This is a genomic window from Desulfosporosinus metallidurans, assembly GCF_001936615.1.
Taxonomy (GTDB): Bacteria; Bacillota; Desulfitobacteriia; order Desulfitobacteriales; family Desulfitobacteriaceae; genus Desulfosporosinus; species Desulfosporosinus metallidurans.
In genome coordinates, this window is record NZ_MLBF01000009.1 from 40,643 (window position 1) to 56,547 (window position 15,905).

The following is a 15,905-nucleotide window of genomic DNA, read 5'->3' on the forward strand; positions in this document are numbered from 1 at the left end:
GTCTTCGCTGAGAAGTTTATCTGTCTTTCAAACTATCTTTGGAACTTTTTTAGATTGAATCGCTTGAATTCCTTTTAGAATTTCATCCCAGTTCTTACAGCGAATTATGCCGGTCGGGAGCTCCTCTTGGTTATAGCTGGCGTCAAGTAATAATACCGGAACCCCACCTTCCGCAATCAATTTGGCATTAACCTGATAATCTTCTAAAAAGACTTCGATTCCCCATTGCTTGACTAGCTCCAACTTACTACTAAACCCAGCGAAAAGAACGTGTTCATGGGGAATTCCTTTCATAGTAAGCCACCGCACTGTGACATCCTTTTCAGCAGGTGTGCGAGCCGTAACATAAATCACTTCATGCCCCTCTCGGAGAAGGGTTTCAATCCCTTCCTTGGCTCCAGAAACGACTTCAGGCATTGAGAGTAAGCGTTCCGCATTACCGACAAAGTAATCGTTTATATCTTCTTTTGGAATATCAAAGTCCAAATGCATTTGATAATCCGTAATGACCGAAACGTTCTTGCCAAAATGCCGATTCAATTCCTGTAACCAAAACGGGTAACTATCCGAAACGACACCGTCAATATCGACTCCAATCCGCACGTCAGTCTAACCCCTTTAACATTGGGAGTTCAAGACTCGGAGGAAGATGACGTTTGTGCTCACTCTGTCGATGCAACGTTTCGATGCGTTCTTTGACTTCAGGGGAAACCTCTTCTCCAAGTAAATAACGATCAATCATATCATAGGTTAGTCCCAATTCAGATTCATCCGTCTGACCAGGCCACAGCCCTGCAGTCGGTACACGACTGGCAATTCTCATGGGTAGTCCCAACATCCTCGCCCAAGCTCGCACCTCTGTTTTGGTGAGTGAACTAATCGGTAAAAGGTCTACACCGCCATCGCCGTATTTCGTGAAATAACCGGTATAACTTTCTGGAGCATTATCCGTGCCGACAACCATATAATTCATAGCGTTGGCCACGGCATACAGCGTAGACATCCGCAAACGGGCCTTTAAATTCCCTTGAGCCAGCTTTTCTGCCGCTAATTGACGTCCGAGACTTTCCAAACCCTTCTTGACTTGTCCCATGACCTGCGTATGGGCACCACCTAGATTCACTTCTAAAGGTCTCAATTCAAAGCCCTCTGCAATCCACAGGGCATCCTCCCTGTCATCAGGTTCAGAATGACTCGGCATAATCACTCCGATCGTTTGATCTGGAAAAGCTCGACTACAAAGCCCTGCGACCACTGCGGAGTCAACCCCCCCAGAAATCCCCACTACTAATCCCTTAGCGTTGGCCTCTGCAACCCTTTCACGCAACCAATTCACCGTTTGATCAATACGTTCCATTAATTCAGCATCTGTCCACATCTTACTCCACCCCTTGATTATTTGCTTTAATATCATTATGGATTGTTAAAAGTAACTGTTGTTTTAGTTCAAAGAGATTAGCCGATAAATCCACGATGTAACGGTGCGGATTCGTTAAACGTTTAACTTCATCCCATAAGGTGTTCAATTCCTTTTTGGCATAGGCCTGGATCTCTTGGAGTTTGGGTAATTCACAAACCCGTTTTCCCCCTCTAAAAACAGGGACTAAGAGTTCTCTAGTATGAAAATTCGTTAAAGTCTTTCGTTTCCATGTCTGAATAGGATCAAAAATCGTGAGGGATTTCCGGTCATTGAAAACTTCATCTTCCAGGGCAATAACATCTGCCATGGCTTTCCCAGCGCGATCGTAAAAACGCACGATTTTCTTAATTCCCGGGTTCGTGATCTTGGCTATGTTCTCAGAGACTTTAAGACGAGGATGGAAAATCCCTTTTTCTCCCTCTGCAGCCAGTTTGTAAACCCCCCCCAAAGAAGGGCTATCCTTGGATGTAATGAGATGAGTCCCAACGCCCCAGGCGTCAATCAGTGCCCCTTGGGAACGAATGGCGAAGATGGTTTCTTCGTCTAAATCATTGGACCCAACGATAATTGCACTCTTAAGTCCCGCTTCATCAAGCATGCGACGGGCTTCTCTCGACAAATACGTTAAATCTCCGCTATCTAGCCGTATCCCTTGAAAATGATGTCCCTCTGCCTCCAGTTCCAGCCCAACCTTAATCGCATTTGGAACCCCAGATTCTAAGACACTGTATGTATCCACCAGCAACAAACAGCCATCCGGGAACGTGCGGGCATAGGCTCGAAATGCCTCTAATTCCGAGGGAAAACACTGGATCCAACTGTGCGCCTGAGTACCTGAAACAGGAATACCGTAACGTTCTCCTGCCAAAACATTGGACGTCGATTGACACCCCCCGATAAAGGCTGCTCGAGCTCCCAGGGTTCCGGCATCAGGCCCTTGCGCTCTTCGCAAACCGAATTCCATAATGGGCCCCCCGTTGGCCGCCGCTACAACTCTTGAAGCTTTCGTGGCAATCAAGGTCTCAAAGTTAATCAAGTTCAGAATGGCGGTCTCTAGGAGCTGGGTTTCAAAAATTCGCCCTTTGACCCTGATCAGTGGTTCGTACGGGAAAACTGGGGTCCCTTCCGGAACCGCGTCGATGTCCCCCGTAAAGCGGAAATTACGCAGTTCTTGGATAAAGTCCTCATTAAAAAGGTTTAGGCTTCGCAAATAAGCCAAATTTTCTTCCCGAAAGGTGAGGTTTTCAATATATTCCACCACTTGTTCAAGTCCTGAGACTAGGGCATACCCCCCTTTAAAGGGAAGCGTGCGAAAGAAGACATCAAATACGGCTTCTTTATCACGACATCCGTTAACTAAATAACCCTGCATCATTGTTAACTGATAAAGGTCCGTTAGCATAGTTAGATTTTCCATTGACAATAGCCTCACTTCATACTCGCAATCCGTAGTTTATTTAAACGGACCCAAAATTTGTGCTGATACCATAAACTAATCAGACATGCGTGAGGGTTTCGACCTCTCCTCCGAAATTTCCTGCCTAAAATCTAAAATAAAAACCTAAAGGGAAATTCCTCTAGGTTGAAAAAAAGTGTTATCCACAGGAAGGAACTATTTATCCCCCGTCTATCCCGAGCTTATCCACCTTAATATTTGATCTTTTTCGATATTATCCACAGAGTTATCCACATTATGCACAGCGGTTTCACCTATTTTGTTAAGAATCAGGCCTTAAACCCTGAAATGATGCATAGTTCAGGTCCAGTCCAAACCCTATACGGGTATTTCAGTCCCTCATGCATAAATTAAAACTCAAACCTATCTTTCTTAGAAAAATGCTAAGTTTCTATTATATTCTCCATTAAGCACGTTTATATTCAGTTTTTTGGAGTCACATCGGTAGGAACTACCAAAGTAAATCGTTCAACACCTCACGACTAACCCGAATCCCTTCAGCAACCGTTTCGGGTGAAGGTCCTCCCGCGATCTTTCGAGCGCGGACGCAATGCTCAATTCCAATCGCTTCAAACAGATCATCTTCGAAAATTGGGGAGAGCTCCTGATAATCGCTCAAACTTAACTCTTCCAGTCCAATTCCTTGTTTACTACAGTGCAGAACAATCCGTCCCACTAGCTCATGTGCCTCCCGGAAAGGCACCCCTTTCTTAGCTAAATAATCGGCCAGATCCGTGGCGTTCGTAAACCCGCCTTTTGCCCCCCAAGCCATGGTATCACGGTGGACCTGCATTGTTCTGAGCATCGGCTCTACGACGAGCAAGCACTTTTGAATCGTATCCACCGCATCAAAGACCTGTTCTTTATCCTCTTGCATATCTTTATTATAAGCAAGGGGCAACCCTTTCATAACCGTTAAGAGGGCCACTAAATCACCATAAACTCGCCCAGTTTTTCCCCTCACCAATTCTGCCACATCTGGGTTTTTCTTTTGGGGCATGATACTTGACCCAGTAGAATACCCGTCATCCATGGAAATAAACCGAAATTCCCCGCTGGACCAAAGAACGAGCTCTTCACACATTCTGCTTAAGTGCATCATGAGAATGGATGCAGCCGCAAGAAATTCGAGAGCAAAATCCCGGTCGCTCACCCCATCTAAGCTATTTAAGGTCACTCCATCAAAGCCTAATTCCGCGGCCACTTTCTCCCGGTCAAGCGGAAACGTCGTTCCTGCCATAGCCCCTGAACCGAGTGGAGAGCTATTCAAACGCTTCCGTGTATCTTTGAGCCGACCGAGGTCACGCAAAAACATTTGCACATAGGCCATTAAGTGATGAGCCAACGTGATCGGCTGTGCTTTTTGCAAATGGGTATAGCCAGGCATCCAGGTTTCAAGATGCTCTTCTGCTAATTGCAGGAGAGTTTGAAGCAACTGTTCCACTAAATTCTTGGTATGGTCAATTTCTTCTCTCAAATAAAGCCTTAGGTCCAAAGCGACTTGGTCATTCCGACTGCGTCCAGTATGTAGTTTTTTCCCCACCGGCCCAATTCGCTCGGTCAAAAGCTTCTCGACATTCATATGAATATCTTCTGCGCCGATCTCGAATTCTACCTTTCCCGCCTGAATATCGTCTAAGATCTCGGTTAACCCCGCCATCAAGTGGTTTGCTTCCTCTTCCGAGATAACCCCAACACTTCCGAGCATTCTCGCATGGGCTATGCTCCCTAGGATATCCTGTTTGTACAAACGTTGGTCGAAGCGAATTGAGGAATGAAAATCTTCCACCATTGCATCCGTAGTTTTTTCAAAACGTCCGCCCCAGAGTTTCACGTTACATCTTCCTTTCATGGTTATAATTCATGCCTAGACGATATTCGCCAACGGTTTAGAAAACTTGGCTGACGCCAAGCCACCGGCGAGGCGGTAGCCTTAGTTGCACTTATGCTTAGAAAGTATATAACGCAAGTTTATACTTTCTGATAGTACCGAAAAAAAAGCAGGAGGGGGCACCTAGCCCCCATCCTCTAACACCACTTGAAGATCATCTTATTTACGCAATCCTGATTGTTTCTCCATTAAAGCCCTTACTTTTAACGGCAACCCAAAGAGATTAATAAAACCGCCTGCATCCTTTTGATCATACACTCCGTCCTCACCAAAGGTTGCATACGCTTCATTATAAAGGGAATAGGGGGATTTTACACCCGCTAAGGAACAATTTCCTTTGTATAATTTCAGTCGCACCGTCCCCGTGACGTTTTTCTGAGTCACATTGACGAAGGCATCTAAACCCTCGCGCAGCGGAGAATACCATAATCCATCATAAACAACTTCAGCATATTTTAAGGCTATCTGTTCTTTGTAATGGAGCGTGAGGCGATCAAGTGTGAGATGTTCCAAGGCCTTATGCGCTGTATAGAGAATCGTTCCTCCTGGTGTCTCATAAACCCCACGCGATTTCATCCCGACGAGACGGTTTTCCACCATATCGACAATTCCAATCCCGTTTTTCCCGCCCAATTCATTGAGAGTTTCCAATAAAGCCACCGGAGCAATCTTCTCTCCATTTAACAAGGTAGGGATCCCTTGTTCAAACCCAAGTTCGAGGTATGTCGCCTCATCAGGGGCATCCTCTGGAGAAACGCCCAGCAAATAAAGGTCACGTTTGGGTTCATTCCATGGATCCTCCAGGTCGCCTCCCTCATGGCTCAAATGCCAAAGGTTGCGATCCATGCTATACGGACGATCCTTAGTAACAGGAACAGGAATACCACGCGCTTCGGCATAGTCGATGCAATCTTCCCTGCTCTTGAGATCCCAAATACGCCAGGGAGCGATGATTTCCAAGTCGGGATTGAGGGCTTTAACACTCAGTTCAAAGCGAACTTGGTCATTCCCTTTGCCCGTTGCGCCATGAGCAATCGCCACTGCGCCTTCCTTCTCCGCAATTTCCACTAAACGACGGGCAATCAAAGGACGGGCAAATGAGGTTCCCAAAAGATAGTCCCCTTCATAAACTGCCCCAGCCTTTAATGTCTGAAAAATAAATTCAGTGACAAATTCCTCTCTCAGATCTTCAATATACAGTTTGCTGGCGCCACTCTTCGTTGCCTTTTCCTGAAGAGGGGCTAACTCTTCCCCTTGTCCAAGATCTGCCGCCATGGCAATCACTTCATACCCGTAAGTCTCCTTAAGCCAAGGGATAATAATGGACGTATCCAACCCACCAGAATAAGCTAAAACAACTTTTTTCATGTTCGATCTCCCTCTTTTTCGATATTGTGGAAGCAAGGGGACGGTTCTTGTGCTTCCTTACTCCGCATCCCCTCTCGGCAACGAATTCTTATTTGCATACCACACCACATTTATTTTTTTGACTTAATTATCCCTGAAAAGTAGAGCGTTTTCCTCTAAGTCTGTGGAAGATTTCCCTCGTAGAAATCATATACAAGTCAAGTATGCAAGTCAAGAAGCGTTCCTAAGTCCCTTTAATTTCTTCGCATGTGTGCCGTTTTATGCTCTCGTGCTTAACGCTTAATTGTTTACGTTAGTTCCTCGTTGTAAGCAAATCTACATCACTACCGCCATAATCGCTTTTTGCGCGTGCAGACGGTTTTCCGCCTCATCAAAGACGACCGACTGAACCCCTTCAATCACTTCATCCGTAATTTCCTCTCCACGGTGAGCCGGAAGGCAATGCAGGACAATAGCGCTACGATCCGCCCGTTTCAGCACGTCCGAATTGATCTGGTATCCTTCAAAGGCCGCCATTCGCACTTTGGCCTCTGCTTCCTGTCCCATACTCGCCCAAACATCCGTGTAGAGCACATCGGCACCCTTTACGGCTTCTAAGGGATCGTCCACCACTTCTACGCTCCCGCCGTTCGCTTTGGCATCTGCCTGGGCCATAGCAACAACAACCGGATCTGGCTTATATCCAGGAGGAGAAGCAATCACGACATGCAATCCCATCTTTGCTCCGCCATACATCAGGGAATGAGCCATGTTGTTCCCATCTCCAATGTAGGCCAGCTTTAAGCCTGCTAAGCGGCCTTTATGCTCTTGGATGGTCATGAGATCTGCCAGAACCTGACAGGGATGAAGCAGATCCGTTAGTCCATTGATAATCGGAATCGAGGAGAATTCGGCCAAATCTAGGACTTCTTGGTGGCTAAAGGTACGAATCATGATGCCATCGACCATCCGTGAAAGAACACGCGCGGTATCAGCGATGGTTTCTCCTCTTCCTAGTTGGATATCCCGTCCGCTCAGAAAAAGTGCATGCCCTCCGAGTTGATACATTCCTACTTCAAAAGAAACCCGGGTCCGCGTCGAAGACTTCGTAAAAATCATCCCTAAGGTCTTGCCTTGAAGAACAGGATGAGGCCGACCGGCTTTTTGCTCCTCTTTAAGTTCTCGAGCTACATCTAAAATGCAACTTAATTCATCTTGAGAAAAATCATGAAGTGAAATAAAGTCTCGTCCTTTAAAGATAGATTTATTAATTGTTTTCATATGTCACCCATCCCTTCGATGTGAATTATTATACTTTTATATGCATAATAATGCAATACTAAAATACCTTATGTGCAGCAAAAGCTCCTGCCAGTTTAGACCAGCAGGAGGAGAATCATTAATGAATGGCTTTCTTTTTAAACCTCCCCCCCATTACTTCATGCACACTACTAATCGTGACAAAAGCATTGTCATCAATTTCATCCAGAATCGATTTTAACTTAGAAATCTCTAACCGTGTAACTACACAATATAAGACACCCTTTGCTTCCCCGGTAAATCCACCTTCCCCTTGAAGCCGCGTAACACCTCTTCCAAGTCTAGCCATTAGTACCTCAGCAATCTCATCATTCTTTTCCGATATAATCATGACTTCCTTAGATTCATCTAACCCCTCTACCGTTAGGTCAATGACTTTAAAAGCAATGAAATAGGCAACGAGCGAATACATGGCTCTATCCCATCCAAATACTAACCCCGCACTGCTTAGTATAAAAAGGTTAAAGAACATTACTATTTCCCCAATGGAAAATGCTGTTTTCTTGTCTAGAACTATAGCAATAATCTCCGTTCCGTCTAAAGAACCACCATAACGGATGATTAACCCAACACCCACTCCTAGTACAATTCCTCCAAACACGGAAGCTAAGAATACATCATGAGTAATTCCAGGTACGGGATGTAAAATACTGACCCACATGGATAGCATCGCGACCGAAACTATAGTTGATATCGTAAACGATTTTCCAATCTGATAATAGCCGAAAAGAAAGAATGGGATGTTTAAACCAAATATGAATAAACCCACAGGCCACTTAGTAAGGTACCCTGCCATTATCGAAATACCAACAATTCCACCGTCAATTACATTATTGGGTATTAAAAAGATTTCTAAGCCTATACCTGCAAGGGTTGAACCTAGAATTAGAAATAATACTTTTTTAAATATTTTTTGCATTCGAATTTTCTTGCTCAACATCTATTCACCTCACTTTCTCGAACACGCTATCAGAAATTTTCAGATAGTATTTGACCTGATCCAGTATCCATCTTACTGACCCCCTTTACCCTAAAATTTATTCATAGGCAAATGCTCATGCACATGCTAGAATATGGTTATTCGTTCTAGCTCTAATATTTTTATGACTATAGCCTAACACTATACTTACTATATTCACTATTCCCTAATCTAATCAAAGGAGGTATGTACATGACCTGGTCAGAACGTATTAAATTGGCTTGGACAACATTTAAAAGAGAAGCTCTTCCATTGTATGCCTGGACCCTTATTTTCATAGGAGTTGGCGTAGTTCTTGTGGTGGCGATGGTTATGGGAGTGTTGAACCAAATGCACTGGACCTTTCCCCAGGCATATGGAGGGTTTTCATCACCTGGAATGCCTGTCCCCGGAGTACCACCTACACCAGGTATAACTCCTTTTACTGGCCCGTTCGGATCACCCAATCAAGGCCCTTTTGGCTCGTTCAACGGATCATTGAGTGATCTCTCCACGCTTCTATCCGCTGTTGGCACAATCACCGGAACCCTTTTGCTAATCATTATTGTGAGTTGGTTAATCGGATCTGCTTTTTATACAGGTGTCTTCAACCTGACCGCTAAATCTTATCACGAAAAAGTGATCTTTAAAGATTTTCGTTTTGCGGGTTATTTCCGTTTCCTCGGCTGGCAAGGGCTTCTCCTTTTAATCCAGTTAATCCTCTTGATCATCGGGCTAATTGGTGCTTTTACCTTAAAACAATCCCAGGGCGCACTTGTAGCTTTCTTAATCGTTTATGGCCTCATGATTGCCGGTATCACAATCTATGCCTTACCCTGGTTTTCCACCTCAGCCATCTACCTCTTAGCTCATCCCAAAGATAGCTTTCGCGATGCGCTCAGTGGCAGTTGGAGATTCTTCCGCAAGCACATGGGTGCCCTTTGGGGCTACATCGGAACGATTGTTTTAATTGAAATTGCGGTTCAAGTTCTTAACCGAATCTCTTCAGGAATTGCCGGATTAGTTACCCTCATCGTGAGTCCTTTCATCACCGTCTTAGCGATTGTCTGGATACTATCTCTGGAAGAGGAAGAAGAAGAAGACGACCATCCTGAATATGTCGCTCCCCTAGCAACTCCACCCTACTATCCTACACCGACTTATCCGGATACCCAACCCACCACCGAAAACCCTTACATTTCTAATACTGACCCGTTAACCCCTGCCTTAACCCCATCCTCTGACCAACCCATATCTCTCGAACAACCTGAACCTCTCCGACAACCCATAGCTGAGGGATCGACTTTTGAACCAGAGAGACCAAAAATCGACTTGCAAAAGCCAGAACTAAGGTCAACTCCAGACCATCCTCTACCAGAAAATAAGCTCAACTTTTGCCCTTCCTGTGGAAAAACCAATACAGGCACAGCCTATTGCCCACAATGTGGGACAAAACTCTAACAGTTTAATGTCAATTTCAAAACGCTTCTATAAACTCGTCAATGAAAAAAGCAATCATAAAAAACTCCCGCTTGGCAAACTGAACTGTCGAGCAGGAGTTTTTTCTTTCCCTATCCATAAGGCCCAATGAAACTTTCCTGCAAAACAAGAATCGTTTTAGGGAATTGGCTTCGTTATTTTTGGGTCAGTCCTTTTACTTTATTGATTTCAATTTAACTATGTCACTCCAATTATTAGCAGTTACTAATTCAACTGTTGACAAGTCTTTTCGAATCGCTTTAACTTCTCCATTTATTTCAGCCATGCCCATCATCATCTTGTCGTGTTCTGCTTTATTGACCTGAGCTAGATGTTTTCGCAAAAGAGCTGAACTTCAACCCTATAACTCCAAATACTCCTGCAACGAAAGCACCTCAGGCATGGTATGACTCCGTATCTCTTGCAAAGCCCGGACGACCGCTTTAGCCGTATCCATGGACGTGAAGCAGGGAACCCCATGTTCGGCGGCTAACCTCCTCAACAAGTACCCTGTATGTTCAGGTGTCTTTCCTTTAGTAGGAGTACTGAGGATAAAGGAGAATTCCCGTTGCCGAACGGCTTCTTGAAGAGCTTCGCTGGATTCACTTACCACTTCGACCTCGACCCCGCACAGAGCTAAAGCCTTCGCTGTATCTCCCGTTCCTTTGACTCCAAACCCTAATTGAGCTAATTGGCGCGCAAGGGTGATCCCCTCCGGACGGTCCTTTTCAGCCACAGACACCAAAATATTTCCCTCGTGCGGAAGTGGAATGCGAGAGGCCGCAAAAGCCTTCGCCAAGGCATGACCAAATTGAGTGTCCATCCCCAAGACTTCACCCGTGGATTTCATTTCAGGCCCTAAGGATGTTTCAACTTTGGTTAACTTTTCAAAGGAAAAGACCGGGGCCTTCACCACGACAAACGGTACCTCTGGAGCAAGTCCCTGCACATACCCCATATCCTTCAATGTTTTCCCCAGGGAAACTTGGACTGCCAAATTCACTAAGGGAATTCCTGTGACTTTAGAAAGAATAGGCACCGTGCGGCTCGCTCTAGGATTCACTTCCAGCACATACACCTTGCCGCGCACGACGACAAATTGAATATTTATAAGTCCACAAATGCCGATTCCCTCAGCCAGACGACAGGTGAAATCCTGAATTTGTTCAATTTCAGCAGGCGTTAAACTTTGAGGCGGATAAACGGCCAAACTATCCCCAGAATGGACTCCCGCGCGCTCGATATGCTCCATAATCCCGGCGATCACGGTTGTCTCTCCGTCAGAAACCGCATCCACTTCCACTTCTTTGCCTTCCAAGTAGCGATCCACCAAAATCGGATGTTCGGGAGAAAGGTGGATTGCCCGCCTTAAATAATCTTCAAGTTCTCCGAGATTTTCCACCACCTGCATGGCGCGTCCTCCGATGACGTAAGAAGGACGAACAATCACTGGAAATTCGAGTTCCTCGGCAATTCCTTTAGCCTGATCGAGCGAGGTGACGCTCCGTCCTTCGGATTGGGGAATTCCTAAACGACTTAAGAGCTGAGCAAAACGTTCCCGATCCTCTGCCATATCAATCGCATCGACTGGGGTTCCTAACACTCGAATTCCAGCCCGGTTCAATCGATCTGCTAAATTAATTGCCGTTTGACCACCAAATTGAACCAATACCCCATCCGCTTGTTCCTTATGCAAGACATGAAGCACATCTTCCACGGTTAGCGGTTCAAAATACAGTTTATCGGCAGTATCAAAATCCGTCGAAACTGTTTCTGGATTATTGTTAACCATAATAGCTTCCACACCCGCTTCTTGTAACGCAGCAAGGGCGTGAACGGAGCAATAATCGAACTCAATCCCTTGTCCAATCCGAATTGGACCTGAGCCTAAAACGACAACTTTAGGGCCAGTGCTGACCGAAACCTCATCCTCTTCTTCATAACTGGAATAGTAATAAGGAGTTGCTGATTTAAACTCCGCTGCACACGTATCAACGGTCTTAAAGACCGGAATGATTCCTACAGCCATGCGCATGGAACGAACCGTCTCCTCGGAGCGCCCCGTAAGCTTGGCTATCGCTAAGTCAGAGAATCCTTGGACCTTAGCGAAACGCAGTAACTCGGTGCTTAACTCCTCTCGCTGTAACCGCTGCTCAAGGGAAACGAGTTCTTTTATCTTTGACAAATAAAAGGGGTCAATTTGGGTCAACATTTGAACCTCAAGAATGGTCCAATCTCGACGAAATGCTTCAGCCACCGCAAAGAAACGTTCATGATCGGTTCGAGTCAGCTTATCTTCGATCTCCATCTCTGTCCAGCGTCCAGATGCCGAGATACGCAGGCCCACACTCCCTATTTCCAACGAGCGCGTCGCTTTCAACAGAGCGGCTTCCAAGGTCCGTTCTATAGCCATCACCTCTCCAGTTGCCTTCATTTGCGTTCCGAGGCGATGATCTGCAGCCGGAAACTTATCGAAAGGCCAACGAGGGAACTTGACAACCACATAGTCTAAGGCAGGCTCGAAACAGGCACTAGTATTCCCCGTCACTGGATTTGTCAATTCTGGCAAGGTAAATCCGACGGACAAGAGGGCCGCCATTTTAGCTATAGGGTAGCCAGTCGCTTTCGAAGCGAGCGCACTAGAACGGCTGACCCGAGGATTAACTTCAATCACTACATAGTCCCGGCTCAGCGGATTCAAGGCAAATTGAACATTACACCCCCCGTTAACCCCTAAAGCTCGAATGATCTTCAACGACGACGCCCGCAGCATCTGATATTCGACATCAGTTATGGTTTGGGACGGTGCCACCACGATACTGTCTCCGGTATGGATCCCTACGGGATCGATATTTTCCATATTACAAATCGTAATACAGTTATCCGCGTCATCGCGCATGACTTCATACTCAATTTCCTTCCAGCCCGCCACACTTCGCTCTATGAGGCATTGTCCAATCGGACTGGACTGTAGCCCTCTTTGTAACACTTCTTTCAAGTTCTTGGCGTTTTTGACAATCCCTCCGCCCGTCCCCCCAAGAGTGTAGGCTGGCCGAACAATCAACGGAAACCCCTGCTTACTCGCAAAATCCTCCCCTTCTTCCAAGGTTGTCACGATCATACTTTCAGCCACCGGTTCCCCAAGGGAGAGCATCGTTTCCTTAAATGCCTCGCGGTCTTCCGCCTTATAAATTGTTTCCGCATTACAGCCAATGAGGTCCACGTCATACCGTTTTAAAACCCCAGTGCGCTCCAATTCCATCGCCAGATTAAGTCCCGTTTGACCACCCAAGGTGGGTAGCAGAGCATCTGGACGTTCTTTGCTGAGAATCCCCTCTAAGGAATCTGGTAGCAAGGGTTCAAGATAGGTAATATTCGCCGTCTTTACATCCGTCATAATGGTCGCCGGATTACTGTTAACCAGCACCACCTCTATCCCAACTTCACGCAGGGCCTTGCACGCTTGAGTTCCGGCATAATCAAATTCTGCGGCCTGACCGATCACAATCGGTCCGGACCCGATGACAAGGACCTTTTTCCACGCCGGATTAAGAGGCATGATGAGCCCTCCATTCCTGCATTAATTGCGCAAACTCCTCAAAGAGATAAAGGGATTCACTCGGTCCTGGCCCCGCTTCAGGATGATACTGCACCGAGAAAATAGGCAAATCTTGATGCTTTACCCCTTCCACACTGTTATCATTGAGGTTGCGGTGGGTTACATGTAAAGGGGTCTGTTCCAGGCTTTCTTCAGCTATGGCATATCCGTGATTCTGAGAGGTAATCGTCACTCGTTTTGATCGAAGATCTTGGACAGGTTGATTTCCCCCTCGATGTCCAAACTTCATCTTATAGGTGTCCCCCCCCAAAGCAAGTGACAAGAGTTGATGCCCGAGACAGATTCCGAAAATCGGACGTTCCCCTATCAACCTGCGAATCGTCTCAATCCCCGCTTCGACCTCTTTGGGGTCCCCAGGCCCATTGGACAGAAAAACCCCATCCGAATTTAGGTCTAAAATCTGCTCTGCCGAGGTGGTATGCGGAACGACCGTCAGCTCAAACCCACTCTCTTGCATAGCATGCAAAATGTTTCTCTTGATTCCGAAATCCATTACCACGACATGAAATGGTTTCTTATAGTGTTCAACAGGTGGGACAGGGGTATGAGGGGTAGAAAGCAAGCCACTTGTAGCGGGCTTAGCTGGTGTAGCAGGCAAAGTGTAAATTTCCTGAGTACTGACCTTAGCCACGACATCAGTCGGAGCAAGCCATGCACTCAACCTTGGAACCCACTCACCGAGGTGCTCAATCTCGGTCGTGATTACCCCGCGCAAAACTCCATGTTCACGAATGATCCTCGTTAAAGCACGAGTATCAATCCCTTTGATCCCCACAACCCCAAATTGCGCCAAGGTTCTGGAAAGGTTTTTCTCCATCTGCCAGTGACTGGGATTGCGGGTAGCTTCTTTCACGATAAATCCTTGGACCTGGACTTTTTCCGATTGGTCATCCAGTCTGTTTATCCCGTAATTTCCAATCAGCGGATAGGTCATACATACCATTTGCCCCGCATAAGAGGGGTCGGTTAATACCTCTTGATAGCCTGTCATTCCCGTGTTAAAAACGACTTCCCCCACGGCCTCTCCAGTTGCCCCGTAAGACTCCCCTATAAAAATCTTCCCCGTTTCAAGTACGAGTGCTGCCTTCATTTCACCCCTCCTCGGATAAAGAAAGTAATACGACCTCTGATTTCTGGAATTACTTCCAAAGCTTCCTGAAGACTTCATCCAAAATCCCCAAGGCTTTATCTATTTCCGGTTTCTCAACGATCAGCGGAGGGAGAAAACGCAAGATCTTGCCGCCAACGCAGTTTATTAAAAGTCCACTTTGCAGGCAAGCCCCTACAATCTCTGGCCCCAACTTGGAAACAGGCCACCCCAAAATAAACCCTTTTCCGCGGACGGGGTCGCCCGTCTGATACTTCTGAGCCAACTGTTCAAGTCCCTTTTGAAAATACGCTGCGCGCTCCTGAACCCCTGCAAAAAAACCATCTTCGAGCATCACATCTAAGACAGCGCACCCTGCCGCTGTAGCCAAAGGGTTGCCACCAAAGGTCGAGGCATGATCACCAGGCTGAAAGGCCATCGCCACTTCATCTTTGGCGAGCATCGCCCCAATCGGTACCCCACCAGCCAAAGCTTTAGCCAAGGTCATAATATCCGGAACCACCCCGCTCCACTCATAGGCAAAGAGCTTTCCAGTCCGTCCAACCCCACACTGAACCTCATCAAAGATCAGCAAAGCACCATATTGGTCACACAAAGCACGAGCTTCCTGGAGAAATTCATTTGAAGCGGGAATCACGCCCCCTTCCCCCTGAATCGGTTCGATGAAGACAGCTGCTGTATTTTGATTGACTTTAGACCTTAGGTCCTCGATATTATTCAAGGCGGCATACGAGAATCCAACTGGGAGGGGATCAAACCCATCCTGATATTTTGTTTGCCCTGTAAGGGTAAGAGTCGCCAAGGTACGTCCGTGGAACGAATTTTCTAGGGCGACAACCTCATATTTGTGCGCCCCAAAGTTTTTCTTGGCATATTTGCGTGCGAGTTTAAACGCAGCCTCATTGGCCTCCGCACCGCTGTTGCAAAAAAATACTTTATCCGCAAACGAATGCTCCACCAAGCGCTCTGCCAAAGCAACTTGGTTCGCTATCCAATAAATGTTCGAGGTGTGCAAAAGCTCTTTAGCCTGTTCTTGTATCGCACGAACGATCGCAGGATGGCTATGCCCCAGCGAATTAACCGCCAGCCCCGTCACAAAATCCAAATATTGCTTTCCCTCAGGATTCCAAACCCAGGCGCCCTCCCCTTTGACTATTGTCATGGGTAGGCGACCATAGGTATTCATTACCACGTTTTTTCCACGCTCAACGATTTCTTCCGTTGATAAGCCTTCCAACATCTCTATACCCCATTTCTATACTATTTAGCTTTTACCAAACGACTAACTACCTCTAAGTCGGGGTTCG

Annotated in this window: 11 protein-coding genes; 1 reads left to right on the top strand and 10 read right to left on the bottom strand. The window is 46.4% G+C overall.

What is annotated here, in order from left to right; all coding sequences use genetic code 11:
- Positions 1–27: 27 nt before the first annotated feature.
- The 7 genes from DSOL_RS08080 to DSOL_RS08110 all read right to left on the bottom strand — a co-directional run bounded on the left by DSOL_RS08080 (position 28) and on the right by DSOL_RS08110 (position 8,374).
- Positions 28–603 (bottom strand): 5' nucleotidase, NT5C type, encoded by a 576-nt coding sequence (locus DSOL_RS08080; RefSeq protein ID WP_075364357.1) that lies wholly within the window; start codon positions 601–603, stop codon positions 28–30.
- A 1-nt stretch (position 604) separates the two neighbouring features.
- Positions 605–1,378 carry an NAD(+) synthase gene (gene nadE, locus DSOL_RS08085; RefSeq protein WP_075364358.1) on the bottom strand — a complete coding sequence of 258 codons (774 nt, stop codon included), beginning with the start codon at positions 1,376–1,378 and terminating at the stop codon, positions 605–607.
- 1 nt (position 1,379) lies between these two features.
- Positions 1,380–2,837 (bottom strand): nicotinate phosphoribosyltransferase, encoded by a 1,458-nt coding sequence (locus tag DSOL_RS08090; protein WP_075364359.1) that lies wholly within the window; start codon positions 2,835–2,837, stop codon positions 1,380–1,382.
- Positions 2,838–3,327: 490 nt separating this feature from the next.
- Positions 3,328–4,710, bottom strand: a complete 1,383-nt coding sequence (gene argH / locus DSOL_RS08095; RefSeq protein ID WP_075364360.1) for an argininosuccinate lyase — start codon at positions 4,708–4,710, stop codon at positions 3,328–3,330.
- 216 nt (positions 4,711–4,926) lie between these two features.
- Positions 4,927–6,135 (bottom strand): argininosuccinate synthase, encoded by a 1,209-nt coding sequence (locus tag DSOL_RS08100; protein ID WP_075364361.1) that lies wholly within the window; start codon positions 6,133–6,135, stop codon positions 4,927–4,929.
- Between the two features lie 315 nt (positions 6,136–6,450).
- The gene (argF, locus tag DSOL_RS08105; RefSeq protein WP_075364362.1) at positions 6,451–7,395 is read right to left on the bottom strand and encodes an ornithine carbamoyltransferase; all 945 of its coding nucleotides are present in this window, start codon (positions 7,393–7,395) and stop codon (positions 6,451–6,453) included.
- 118 nt (positions 7,396–7,513) lie between these two features.
- Positions 7,514–8,374, bottom strand: a complete 861-nt coding sequence (locus DSOL_RS08110) for a YitT family protein (RefSeq protein ID WP_083642373.1) — start codon at positions 8,372–8,374, stop codon at positions 7,514–7,516.
- A gap of 231 nt (positions 8,375–8,605) precedes the next feature.
- Between DSOL_RS08110 and DSOL_RS08115 the strand changes: the two genes are divergently transcribed.
- Positions 8,606–9,853, top strand: a complete 1,248-nt coding sequence (locus DSOL_RS08115; RefSeq protein ID WP_235838738.1) for a zinc ribbon domain-containing protein — start codon at positions 8,606–8,608, stop codon at positions 9,851–9,853.
- A gap of 379 nt (positions 9,854–10,232) precedes the next feature.
- Here the strand turns inward: DSOL_RS08115 and carB are convergent, their stop codons facing one another.
- Genes carB through DSOL_RS08130 form a run of 3 tightly spaced genes read right to left on the bottom strand, consistent with a single transcriptional unit; the run spans position 10,233 to position 15,838 of the window.
- On the bottom strand, positions 10,233–13,430 hold the full coding sequence (gene carB / locus DSOL_RS08120; RefSeq protein ID WP_075364364.1) for a carbamoyl-phosphate synthase large subunit: 3,198 nt from the start codon (positions 13,428–13,430) through the stop codon (positions 10,233–10,235).
- A complete protein-coding gene (carA, locus tag DSOL_RS08125; RefSeq protein ID WP_075364365.1) occupies positions 13,420–14,580 on the bottom strand; it encodes a glutamine-hydrolyzing carbamoyl-phosphate synthase small subunit in 1,161 nt (386 codons plus the stop codon). The genes carB and carA overlap by 11 nt, the downstream gene beginning before the upstream one ends.
- A gap of 49 nt (positions 14,581–14,629) precedes the next feature.
- Positions 14,630–15,838, bottom strand: a complete 1,209-nt coding sequence (locus DSOL_RS08130) for an aspartate aminotransferase family protein (protein WP_075364366.1) — start codon at positions 15,836–15,838, stop codon at positions 14,630–14,632.
- Between the last annotated feature and the right edge of the window lie 67 nt (positions 15,839–15,905).

Bases quoted from the DNA above. Each gene is read 5' to 3' on its own strand.
- nadE (WP_075364358.1), bottom strand. From the start codon at position 1,378: ATGTGGACAGATGCTGAATTAATGGAACGTATTGATCAAACGGTGAAT.
- DSOL_RS08090 (WP_075364359.1), bottom strand. From the start codon at position 2,837: ATGGAAAATCTAACTATGCTAACGGACCTTTATCAGTTAACAATGATG.
- DSOL_RS08100 (WP_075364361.1), bottom strand. From the start codon at position 6,135: ATGAAAAAAGTTGTTTTAGCTTATTCTGGTGGGTTGGATACGTCCATT.
- argF (WP_075364362.1), bottom strand. From the start codon at position 7,395: ATGAAAACAATTAATAAATCTATCTTTAAAGGACGAGACTTTATTTCA.
- DSOL_RS08110 (WP_083642373.1), bottom strand. From the start codon at position 8,374: ATGTTGAGCAAGAAAATTCGAATGCAAAAAATATTTAAAAAAGTATTA.
- DSOL_RS08115 (WP_235838738.1), top strand. From the start codon at position 8,606: ATGACCTGGTCAGAACGTATTAAATTGGCTTGGACAACATTTAAAAGA.
- carB (WP_075364364.1), bottom strand. From the start codon at position 13,430: ATGCCTCTTAATCCGGCGTGGAAAAAGGTCCTTGTCATCGGGTCCGGA.
- carA (WP_075364365.1), bottom strand. From the start codon at position 14,580: ATGAAGGCAGCACTCGTACTTGAAACGGGGAAGATTTTTATAGGGGAG.
- DSOL_RS08130 (WP_075364366.1), bottom strand. From the start codon at position 15,838: ATGTTGGAAGGCTTATCAACGGAAGAAATCGTTGAGCGTGGAAAAAAC.